The organism is Kitasatospora sp. NPDC058162, from assembly GCF_042884005.1.
Taxonomy (GTDB): Bacteria; Actinomycetota; Actinomycetes; order Streptomycetales; family Streptomycetaceae; genus Kitasatospora.
Genome location: NZ_JBHVUS010000009.1, coordinates 166,096 through 177,499 on the forward strand (window position 1 = coordinate 166,096; position 11,404 = coordinate 177,499).

An 11,404-nucleotide genomic window follows, 5' to 3' on the forward strand; every position below is an offset into this window, starting at 1 on the left:
CGGGCCGGTGGCGTTCATCGGCCTACTGGGCCGACCGGGCTGACGCCGCGTCACTCCATCGGGTGCGACTGGGGTCCATCCGGGGGAAGTCGCTCGCCCCCGCCATCGCGATCATCCTAATTTGGGGCCCCCGGAAGGGTGATCGACGTCCGCGCGGGCGGGCGTCTGCGACACGGTGTGCGGATCAGTCCCCCTCCCGGGGGGAGAGGGCCCAGTGCGTCTGCCAACCGTCCGCCGACCGGTCGCCCGGATCGGCCTCACCCTGGTCCTGCTGGCCACCGGCGCGGCGTTCGCCGCCACCCCGGCCGCAGGCGGCCCGCCCAGCGCCGGACCGCCCAGCGCGGGACCGCCGGGCCGGACGGCCTCCGTCCTGCTCGAACTCGACACCGAGGCGGCCGGCCCCGCCTGGCGGCACGCCGCCGACAGCGCGCGGCGGGCCCGGCGCTCGCCGGACGCCGTCCGCCGGGAGGCCGCCCGGGCAGGGGCCGTCCAGCGCTCCCGGGCCGGGGACGCGCTCGACCGGCTCGCCGGGGCCGTGCACCGCTCGGCGCCCGCCGCCCGCGAGCTCTACCGCACCCACACCCTGTTCACCGGCCTGGCGGTCAGCGCCCCCGCCGACCGGCTGCCCGCACTGCGGGCGCTGCCCGGCGTCCGGGCCGTCCACCCGATCGTGAACAAGCAGCGCGACAACGCCTACTCCGTCCCGCTGACCGGCGCCCCGCAGGTCTGGTCCGGTGACGCGGCGGTGGCCGGGAACACCGGCCAGGGCGTGCGGATCGGCATCATCGACAGCGGCATCGACTACACCCACGCCGACTTCGGCGGCCCCGGCACCGAGGCGGCGTTCCGCTCCGTCGAGCGCGGCAAGCCCGCCCCGGCCGCGCTGTTCCCCACCGCCAAGGTGGTCGGCGGCAAGGACCTGGTCGGCGACGACTACGACCCGGATCCGTCCTCCCCGCACCACCAGCCGGTGCCGCACCCCAGCGACAACCCGCTGGACTGCGTGCGCAACGGGCACGGCACCCACGTCGCCGGGACGGCCGCCGGGTACGGCGTCACCGCCGACGGCCACCCGTACGCCGGCCCGTACCGGCCCGGGCTCGACCCGGCCTCGTTCCGGATCGGCCCCGGTGCCGCCCCCGGCGCGCAGCTGTACGCGATCAGGGTGTTCGGCTGCGACGGCTCCACCGACCGGCTCGCCCAGGCCCTCGACCTGGCCGCCGACCCGAACGGCGACGGCGACCTCGGCGACCGGCTCGACGTGGTCAACCTGTCGCTCGGCAGCCGCTTCGGCAGCCCCGACGACACCGACGCGCTGGCCGTCGACCGGCTCGCCGAACTCGGCACCGTGGTGGTCGCGGCGGCCGGCAACGAGGGCGACGTGTACGGCGTCGGCGGCAGCCCCGGCACCGCCGTGCGGGCGGTCACCGTCGCCGCCTCCGTGCACGGGCACGCCGACGTGGACGGCATCACCGTGCTCGCCCCCGCCGCCCAGGCCGGGGTCGTGCCCGGCCACTGGAGCGAGCGCTACCAGGGCTGGACCACCGCGGACGTGACCGGCGGGCTCGCCGTGCCCGCCGACCAGGCGGACGGCTGCACCGAGTTCAGCGAGGCCGACAAGCAGCGCCTCAAGGGGCGGATCGCGGTGCTCACCTGGAACACCCGCGACCCCGACCGGGCCTGCAACTCCGGTCCGCGGGCCGACCACGCCGCCGACGCCGGGGCGATCGGCGCGCTCTACGCCGCCGACACCGACCACCTCGCCGAGATCTCCGGCAACGACCGGATCCCGGCCGTCCTGCTCGGCCGGGCGGACGGCGAACGGCTGTTGAAGGCCGCCGCCGACGGCGACACCCGGGTCCGGCTCGCCGCGCCCGGCAACCCGCTGCACGGCTCGGTCGCGCAGAACCAGCCGGCCCGGGTCGACACCCTCACCGACTTCACCTCCCGGGGCGTCGGCGTGCCCGGCGTGGTCAAGCCCGACCTCGCCGCCCCCGGGGAGACCATCTGGTCCGCCCTGGTCGGCAGCGGCAGCGGCGGCCAGCGCGAGAACGGCACCTCGATGGCCAGCCCGCACGTCGCCGGACTGGCCGCGCTGGTCCGTGCCGCCCACCCGGACTGGCCGGTCGAGCAGGTCAAGGCCGCCCTGATGAACACCAGCACCGACACCTACCTCGGCGACGACCACAGCGGGCCGGTCTACGGGCCCGAGCGCACCGGCGCCGGGCGGGCCCGGGTCGACGGCGCGCTCCGCACTCCGGTGGTCGCCTACGCGGCGGGGGAGGGCGCCGCGGCGGGCGGCGTCGGGGTCTCCTACGGGCCGGTCGAGGTCGGCGGGCCGACCGCGCTCGTCCGGGAGATCGAGCTGGCCAACCACTCGTCGGCGCCGCTGAGTTACCGCACCGGCTACGCGGCCGCCACCGAACTGCCGGGCGCCGCCTTCGAGGTGAGCCCGGGCCGGGTGGACGTGCCGGCCGGCGGCACCGCGCGGGTGCGGGTCACGCTGTCCGTGCCGGGGCAGCTGGGGCGCGCGCCCGATCCGACCATCGACACCGTGCAGGGCGGCCGGGCCCGCAGCTACCGGGGCGAGCTGTCCGGGCGGGTGCTGTTCAGCCCGGTCACCGACCAGGGCCTGCCGCAGCTGCGGGTCCCGGTGTTCGCCGCCCCGCGACCCACCGGCGACCTCGGCGTCACCGCCTCCGTCCGGACCCCCGGGGACGGCACCTTCGTCACCCTCGGCGGCAGCGCCGCCCCCGGCGCCGTGCCCGGACTGGTCAGCGCCTTCGCGCTCGGCGGCGAGGGCACCCGCTGGCCGGACTGCCAGTCCGGCGCCGGCAAGGCCGTCGGCCCGGGCACGGGCATCCGGCCCGAGGGCGCCGGGGAGTCGGCCGAGCCGCCCCAGGAGCTCTGCGTCGAGCACCCCGGCGACCGGGTCGCCGACCTGCGGGCCGTCGGCGCGGCCGCCGACTCCGACCTGCTGTACGTGGGCGCCCGGCTCTGGGCCCCGGCGGCCACCCCGGTCGGGCTGTACGGCGTACGGGTGTCGCTGGACACCGACGGGGACGGCGTCACCGACGTGATCCTCAAGGCCGACCGGCTGAACGGCAGCGACGTCCTGGTCTCCCGGGCCCTCGACGCCCGCACCGGCGCCGAACTCGACGTCCAGCCGCTCAACGCCCGCTGGGGCGACACCGACACCGGGCTGCTGGACAGCGACGTGGTGGTCCTCCCGGTCCGGCTGAGCGCCCTGCCCGGCGTCACGCCCGGCCACAGCACCGTCCACTACGGCGTCTGGACCGGCGTGGCCGGCCCCGGCCGGCCCGACCCGGCCGACTCCTTCTCCTCGATCGGCCTGAGCGGCACCCGCCCGACCGTCCCGCTGGACGTCCTGCACCCGGCCGTCACCGTGCGGGCCGGCCTCACCGGCCCGGCCGCGATGCTCGCCCCGGCGGGCCCCGGCGCCGTCCTCGACGTGCACCGCACGCCGGGCGACGGCTCCCGGCTCCTGCTGCTGTACCACTTCAACCCGGCCGACCGCCGGGCCCAGGTGCTCGACCTGCCGTGAGGAACCGGGGCGGCCCGCCGGAACCCCCGGCGGGCCGCCCTGATTCACCGCTGCGCGGCCGCCCGGCGTTCGCGGCGCGGGGGGCGGGTGGGGCGGCGGGAGAGGCGGGCGAAGACCGCGGCCAGGGTGAGCACGGCGGCGGTGCCCGAGGCGACGGTGAGGCCCTCGGTGAGGCCGGGCGGGCGGAAGCCGCAGGAGACCCGGTCGGCGCCGCCGCCCAGCGGGACGCCGATCATGCCGAGGACCGGGGTGGGCGCGGCGCGGACGCCGCCGTCGGTGGCGCAGGTCCAGCCCTCGGTGGCGGGGACGGAGAGCAGTGCGGTGCCGGTGGAGCCCGGCGGCAGGGCGGCGGTGAGGCTGTGGCCGCCGGCCTCGACCCGGGTGGCGCCGGTGGCGGTGAGCCGGGTGACGGCGGCCGCCAGGGCGTCGGCCCGCAGGCAGCCGATCGGGCGGGCGGGGACCTGGCTGACCACGTCCGACCGCAGGGTCACCGAGACCGTCCCGTCGGCCGGGACGGTCCCCAGCCGGTGGACGGCCACCGCCGTGGTGGGCTGCTCGCCCTCGCTGCGGTAGCTGGTGCCCAGGCTGCTGACCGTGCCGCGGTACCAGACCCCGTGGAAGTACGCCGTCGAGCCCGGGGTGCACGCGGCGGTGAACACCGTGCCCTCGGCGCCGCCCGGTACCGACCAGCCGCTGGTGCCGTGCAGGGTCGGTGCCGGGCCGCCGGCCGGGACGGGCAGCGGGGCGTCGTACACCTGGCTGCCGAGCAGCGACTCCTGGCGGGACCAGACCGAGGAGGTGGCCGTCCGGAAGCCCGGCGGCAGCACGGTGACCAGGGGCGGCGCGGGCGCCCGGACGGGGGTGAAGCCGGGCGGCGACGGCCCGTCGTCCAGGTGGGCGCCGACCCCGAACAGCGCCTGGCCGACCGGGTCGGTGACGCCCCCGGTCTGCCGCCCGCCGGCCGTCCAGCCGGCGCCGAGGTCGTGCAGCAGCAGGACGGCGACGGTCGGCAGGTAGCCGCTGGAGTAGCCGCCGCCCTGGCCGTTCAGCAGCAGCGGGTCGTTGGGGGTGAAGGCGTGCGGGCCCGGGTCGCTGCGCCGCTCCGGCCAGTCGGCGCCGGTCCGGACGGCGGCGTGCCCGGCCCGCACGGCGGCGGGGGAGACGCCGTCGTCGGGGGGCGCGCCGAGCGCCGCGTAGCCGGACCAGACGGCGTTGCCGAGCACCGCGCCGCCGAGCACCCAGGTGGCCAGGGCGTTCGCCCGGCGGTCGGTGTGCCACCGGTCCAGCACCGCGAGCGCGGCGAGCAGGACGGCGCCGCCGACGCCCAGCAGCACCCAGGTGGAGGCGTGCACCGAGCCCCGGGCGGCCGCCAGCCCGGCGACCACCGCGGTCAGCGCGGCGCCGCCCAGCAGGGTCAGCCAGTCCGGCCGGTGGGCGAGCGACACCCAACCGGCCAGCACCAGCAGCCCGCTGAGCACGAAGGAGACCCGGTACGGCCCGCCGGCCGGGATCGCCAGGCCGTGCCAGACCAGGACGGTCGGGGTCCAGACGAAGCTGAGCACCACCAGCAGCAGCGCCGTGCACCAGGCCGCCCGCTCGCGGACCCGCACCCGGCGGTTGAACGGCAGCCCGCACACCAGCAGCAGCCCGAGCACCCCGATCGCCACGTCCGGCAGCGGCCGCCCGCCGGCGGTGGCGGGCAGCAGCTGGGCCAGGTGCCCGTCGAGCCCGGAGGGGCCGAGCGGCTGGAGCGGGGACTCCGGTTGGGCGCCGCGCGCGGCCCGGACGGCGACGAACAGCACGGGGGAGGCGAGCAGCACCCCGGCGGTGGTCAGGGTGACCGCCCGGCCGGTCGCCCGGACCCGGTGCCGGAAGGGGCGCGGGGTGGCGAACAGCCGTACGGCGAACAGGAGTCCGGCGATCAGGGTGGCCAACGCGGCGGTGTAGAGGTTGCCCGCCCAGGCGAGCGCGACGCACAGCGCGCCGAGCACCCAGCGGCGCTCGTGCAGGCACCAGTCCCCGACCAGGCCGAGCAGCGGCAGCGAGACCAGGCCCCACAGCCACATCGGCGCCCCGCCGCCGACGTCCAGCACCCAGGCGCAGAGCCCGTACCCGACGGCGGCGGACACCCGCAGCCACCGGGGGCCGGGGTGCAGCCGGCCGAGCAGGTGGGCCATCAGGGCGGTGCCGAGGCCGATGGTGGCCAGGGCGACCAGGAAGACGGCGAGCGGGCCCTGGTCGCGGGGGAGGAGCGCGGTCGGCCAGGAGAACGGGTTCATCAGGTAGGCGAAGAAGTCCGCCAGGAACGGGACGCCGTAGCCGCTGTTCCAGTTGAACAGCAGGTCCCCGGTGGCCTGTCCGTGCAGCAGGTCCCACAGGTGCGCGTGGTACGGCACGGCGACCGAGCCCGCCCCGGCCGGCCACCGCCCGCGCAGCCCCGCCGCCAGCGCGAACCCGCCCATCGCCAGCCCGGCCGCCGCCCCGCAGACCAGCACCTCCCGCCGCCGTTCGGCCTTCATCCACGCGCCCCGTTCTGCCAGGAATCCCGAACCCCGCCACCCTAAGCGCGCCCCCGGCGCACCACCGGTCGCATGCGCTCCGTCGAAGGGGTGATGTGGTGGCAGTGGTGTGGTCGGATCTGCGACGGTGCCTTCGTGGAATGGGACATCGATCTCGTGATGCCGGAGTGGCTGCGGCCACCGGCCGAGGGCTACACCGCAGAGGACCTGGACCGGCTCCTGGACCTTCCGCCTCACACCGAGTTGCTCTGCGGGAGCCTGGTCTTCTCCGCCCGTCAAACGCTGTTCCACTCCGAAATGGTCCGTCGGCTGGACCGGCAGCTCGGCGATCAGGTACCGGACATGTGGGAGGTCTGGTGCCGGATGGGGTTGAGGCTCGACACCCGGAACCGGCCGGAGCCGGACGTCATGGTGGTCGATTCCCGGGCATGTGCTGGGCCTGACCAGACGTTCTGGGCCCCCCAGGATGTTCTCCTAGTCGCCGAGGTGGTGGAGGAGGCATCTGCGGAGTGGGATCGCGACGTCAAGCCGAGGAAGTACGCCGATGCCGGGATTCGCCACTTCTGGCGCATCGAGTTGGAGCACGGGCAGCCCGTCGCCCATACGTACGAGCTGGACGCGGCCTCGGGTGGGTACGTGCAGAGCGGAACTTTCCGGCAGCGCTTGACGGTTCGGCACCCGTTTCTGCTCGACGTCACCCTTTCCCGTCCGGATGCTGGACGTGAGGTGTCAGCACCTGGGACGCGGGAGTAGGGTCCGAGCATGTCTCGCACCATTCGTCTCGCAGTTGTCCCGGGTGACGGCATCGGCCAGGAGGTGGTGGCCGAAGGCCTGAAGGTCCTCGGCGCCGTGCTCCCCGCCGATGTGAAGCTGGAGACCACCGAGTACGACCTCGGGGCCCGGCGCTACCACCGGACCGGGGAGACGCTGCCGGACAGCGTGCTGGCCGAGCTGAAGGCCTTCGACGCGATCCTGCTGGGCGCCATCGGGGACCCGAGCGTGCCGTCCGGGGTGCTGGAGCGGGGGCTGCTGCTCAAGCTGCGGTTCGCCTTCGACCACCACATCAACCTGCGGCCGGGCCGGCTGTTCCCCGGGGTCGCCTCCCCGCTGGCCGGTCAGCCGGAGATCGACTTCGTGGTCGTCCGCGAGGGCACCGAGGGCCCGTACGTCGGCAACGGCGGTTCGCTGCGCACCGGGACGCCGCAGGAGGTGGCCACCGAGGTCAGCCTGAACACCGCGTTCGGCATCGAGCGCGTGGTGCGCGACGCCTACCGGCGGGCCCTTGCGCGGCCGCGCAAGAAGCTCACCCTGGTGCACAAGAACAACGTGCTGGTGCACGCCGGGCACCTGTGGACGCGGATCTTCGCCGAGGTCGGCGCGGAGTTCCCGGAGGTCACCACCGACTACCTGCACGTCGACGCGGCCACCATCTTCTTCGTCACCCAGCCGGAGCGCTTCGACGTCATCGTCACCGACAACCTGTTCGGCGACATCCTGACCGACCTGGCCGCCGCCGTGACCGGTGGCATCGGCCTGGCGGCGAGCGGCAACATCAACCCGGGCGGCGAGTTCCCGTCCATGTTCGAGCCGGTGCACGGCTCCGCGCCGGACATCGCGGGCCAGGGCAAGGCCGACCCGACCGCCACCGTGCTGTCGGTCGCCATGCTGCTGGAGCACCTCGGCTACCCCGCCGAGGCCGCCAAGGTCGAGGCCGCCGTCGCGGCGGACCTCGTCGAGCGGGCCGGCACCCGTTCCACCTCCGAGGTCGGCGACGCGCTCGCCGAGCGAGTAGCCGGCTGACGGGCCGGGATCCCAGCGGATCCGGCCAGGTGGGCCGGTCCGCATAACCGCAGCTTGCAGCTCCCCAAGGAGCGGGCAGCTGTTCGGCACGGCCCTCTGGATGCGAGTATCGACAGTGGGCCGTGCCGTTGTGCGTTCGTTCCGGCGTTGGATCGCCGTAACGTTCCTTCGGTGGTGGCGGCCCGAACGAACCCCACGGTGAAGGAAACAGCCATGAGCACGCCCACCCAGGCGCCCATCACGTTCGATCTCAAGCCCTCCGCCCACCCGCTGCCCGCGGCGGAGCGCCAGGCCCGGCTGACCAACCCCGGCTTCGGCCGCGTCTTCACCGACCACATGGTCACCATCCGCTGGACGGAGGGCCGCGGCTGGCACGACGCGCAGCTGGTCCCGTACGCGCCGGTGGAGATGGACCCGGCGAACATGACCCTGCACTACGGCCAGGCGATCTTCGAGGGCCTGAAGGCCTACCGCCAGCCCGACGGCTCCATCGCGACCTTCCGCCCCGAGGCCAACGCCCTGCGCTTCCAGGCCTCGGCCCGCCGCCTGGCGATGCCGGAGCTGCCGGTGGAGGCCTTCGTCGAGGCGGTCGAGCTGCTGGTCCAGCAGGAGCGGGCGTGGGTTCCGAACGAGCCGGAGCAGACCCTCTACCTGCGGCCGTTCATGTTCGCCACCGAGGTCGGTCTGGGTGTCCGTCCGGCGAACTCCTACCTCTTCATGATCATCGCCTCGCCGGCCGGCGCCTACTTCCCGGGCGGCGTCAAGCCGGTCTCGGTCTGGCTCTCCAAGGAGTACGTCCGTGCCGCGCCCGGTGGCACCGGCGCCGCGAAGTGCGCGGGCAACTACGCCGCCTCGCTGGTCGCCCAGGCCCAGGCCGCCGAGAAGGGCTGCGACCAGGTGGTCTGGCTCGACGCCGCCGAGCACCGGTGGGTCGAGGAGATGGGCGGCATGAACCTGTACTTCGTCTTCGGCGAGGGCAAGGACGCCAAGATCGTCACCCCGGAGCTGTCCGGCGCGCTGCTGCCCGGCATCACCCGCGACTCGCTGCTCCAGCTCGCCTCCGACCTGGGCTACGCGGTCGAGGAGCGGAAGATCTCCACCGAGGAGTGGCAGCAGGGCAACGCCGACGGCACCCTCACCGAGGTCTTCGCCTGTGGCACCGCCGCCGCGATCACCCCGGTCGGCTCGGTGAAGTCCGCGGCCGCCGACTGGACCATCGGCACCGGCGAGCCCGGCCCGATCACCATGGAGCTGCGTCGCACCCTGCTGGCCATCCAGGGCGGCGAGCACCCGGACACCCACGGCTGGCTGCACAAGATCGTCTGATCCGGCGGACCCCCGACACCCCCTCCGGCCTGCCCTGTTCCGCATCGCGAGACGGGCGGGCCGGAGCGTGGATGCTGTGCCAGACTGCCAGCGTGTCCTCGCTTTCGCTGATTATTAGCAGCAGGCGCGCCGGTCCGCAGTGACCGCTCCCGCAGGACCCGATGCGGAGCGACCACCAGCGTCCAGACCCGCGCGCAGACCTCTCGCACCCGCGAGGGGTCTTTTGCTTTTTGGGCTCCGCCCCATTGAGCACAGCCCGGACCGGCCGAGAGCCCCCACGAAGGGCTCGGGGACACCGGGGCCGCGCGCGGGATGCTGGACAGTGGAGCCGGGACGAGAATCCGGCAGAGCAGTACGAACCTCCCCGAACGGAGAACCAGGGGTCATGACCGAGGTCAGCCGTACCGACGACAGCTTCCACGTGTTCGACACCACCCTGCGCGACGGCGCGCAGCGGGAGGGCATCAACCTGACGGTGGCGGACAAGCTGGCCATCGCCCGGCACCTGGACGAGTTCGGGGTCGGCTTCATCGAGGGCGGCTGGCCCGGGGCCAACCCCCGGGACACCGAGTTCTTCGCCCGCGCCGCCGCCGAACTGGAGCTGCGCAGCGCACAGCTGGTGGCCTTCGGCGCCACCCGCCGGGCCGGCGGCAAGGCCGCCGAGGACCCGCAGCTGGCCGCGCTGGTCTCCTCCGGCGCGCCGGTGGTCACCCTGGTCGCCAAGGCCCACGACCGGCACGTCGAACTGGCGCTGCGCACCACGCTGGACGAGAACCTGGAGATGATCCGGGACAGCGTCGAGTTCCTCCGCGCGCAGGGCCGCCGGGTGTTCCTCGACTGCGAGCACTTCTTCGACGGCTACCGCGCCAACCGCGAGTACGCCCTCGCCGTGGTGCGCACCGCGCACCGGGCCGGGGCGGACGTGGTGGTGCTGTGCGACACCAACGGCGGGATGCTGCCGGCCGGCGTCCGGGACACCGTCGCGGACGTGATCGCGGCGACCGGCGCCCGGGTCGGCATGCACGCCCAGGACGACACCGGCTGCGCGGTGGCCAACACCCTGGCCGCGGTGGACGCCGGCGCCACCCACGTGCAGTGCACCGCGAACGGCTACGGCGAGCGGGTCGGCAACGCCAACCTGTTCCCGGTGGTCGGCGCGCTGGAGCTGAAGTACGACCGCCGGGTGCTGCCCGCGGGCCGGCTGGTCGAGATGACCCGGATCTCGCACGCGATCGCCGAGCTGGTCAACCTGGCCCCGTCCACCCACCAGCCGTACGTCGGCTTCTCGGCCTTCGCCCACAAGGCGGGCCTGCACGCCTCCGCGATCAAGGTCGACCCGGACCTCTACCAGCACACCGACCCCGAACTGGTCGGCAACACCATGCGGATGCTGGTCTCCGACATGGCCGGCCGGGCCTCGGTGGAGCTCAAGGGCAAGGAGCTCGGCTACGACCTCTCCGCCGACCGCGACCTGGCGGGCCGGGTGGTGGCCAAGGTGAAGGAGCAGGAGAACCTCGGCTACACCTACGAGTCCGCCGACGCCTCCTTCGAGCTGCTGCTGCGCGACGAGGTGCGCGGCAGCCGGGACCGCTTCTACCGCCTGGAGTCCTGGCGGACCATCAGCGAGCAGGGCCCGGGCGGGGTTTCGGGCAACGAGGCCACCGTGAAGCTGTGGGCCAAGGGCGAGCGCCGGATCGCCATCGGGGAGGGCAACGGTCCGGTCAACGCGCTGGACCAGGCGCTGCGGACGGCGCTGGAGGGCATCTACCCGCCGCTGGCCACCTTCGAGTTGGTGGACTACAAGGTCCGCATCCTGGAGGGGCAGCACGGCACCGGTTCCAAGACCCGGGTGCTGATCGAGTCCACCGACGGCACCGCGACCTGGTCCACGGTCGGGGTGGCCGACAACGTGATCGCCGCCTCCTGGCTGGCCCTGGAGGACGCGTACACCTACGGCCTGGTCCGGGCCGGGCTGGAGCCCACCGAGCAGGTCGAGCGGTCCGCCTAGCCGTTCCCCACCGTTCCTCGGCCGTTGCCGTCGGCCCACCGGACTCGGTCGAGTCCGGTGGGCCGACGGCTGTATCGCCGGATTACCGGCTCAGCGGAGTCGGGCGAGGAGGGCGTGTTCGACGAGGGTGATGAGGGCGCTCTTGGCGCTGTCGCGGCGGCGGGCGTCGAGGGTGATGACGGGGGT

6 protein-coding genes are annotated in these 11,404 nt (G+C 74.7%); 5 read left to right on the plus strand and 1 reads right to left on the minus strand.

All coding sequences use genetic code 11. From position 1 onward, the window contains the following. Window positions 1–214 precede the first annotated feature (214 nt). Entirely contained in the window at window positions 215–3,565 is a 3,351-nt protein-coding gene (locus tag ACFVXG_RS19885; RefSeq protein ID WP_387929203.1) for a S8 family serine peptidase, read from the plus strand. Window positions 3,566–3,609: 44 nt separating this feature from the next. On the opposite strand, the gene ACFVXG_RS19890 is transcribed toward ACFVXG_RS19885, so the two are convergent. Next, entirely contained in the window at window positions 3,610–6,084 is a 2,475-nt protein-coding gene (locus tag ACFVXG_RS19890) for a YfhO family protein (RefSeq protein WP_387929204.1), read from the minus strand. 72 nt (window positions 6,085–6,156) lie between these two features. Between ACFVXG_RS19890 and ACFVXG_RS19895 the strand changes: the two genes are divergently transcribed. The 4 genes from ACFVXG_RS19895 to cimA all read left to right on the plus strand — a co-directional run bounded on the left by ACFVXG_RS19895 (window position 6,157) and on the right by cimA (window position 11,218). Next, window positions 6,157–6,837, plus strand: coding sequence for a Uma2 family endonuclease (locus tag ACFVXG_RS19895; RefSeq protein WP_387929206.1), 681 nt, complete (start codon window positions 6,157–6,159; stop codon window positions 6,835–6,837). 9 nt (window positions 6,838–6,846) lie between these two features. Beyond that, window positions 6,847–7,884 carry a 3-isopropylmalate dehydrogenase gene (locus ACFVXG_RS19900; RefSeq protein WP_387929208.1) on the plus strand — a complete coding sequence of 346 codons (1,038 nt, stop codon included), beginning with the start codon at window positions 6,847–6,849 and terminating at the stop codon, window positions 7,882–7,884. Between the two features lie 213 nt (window positions 7,885–8,097). After that, complete coding sequence (locus tag ACFVXG_RS19905; RefSeq protein WP_387929209.1) at window positions 8,098–9,210, plus strand: branched-chain amino acid aminotransferase; 1,113 nt, start codon at window positions 8,098–8,100, stop codon at window positions 9,208–9,210. Between the two features lie 385 nt (window positions 9,211–9,595). Next, window positions 9,596–11,218 carry a citramalate synthase gene (cimA, locus tag ACFVXG_RS19910; RefSeq protein WP_387929211.1) on the plus strand — a complete coding sequence of 541 codons (1,623 nt, stop codon included), beginning with the start codon at window positions 9,596–9,598 and terminating at the stop codon, window positions 11,216–11,218. The last annotated feature ends 186 nt before the right edge of the window (window positions 11,219–11,404 follow it).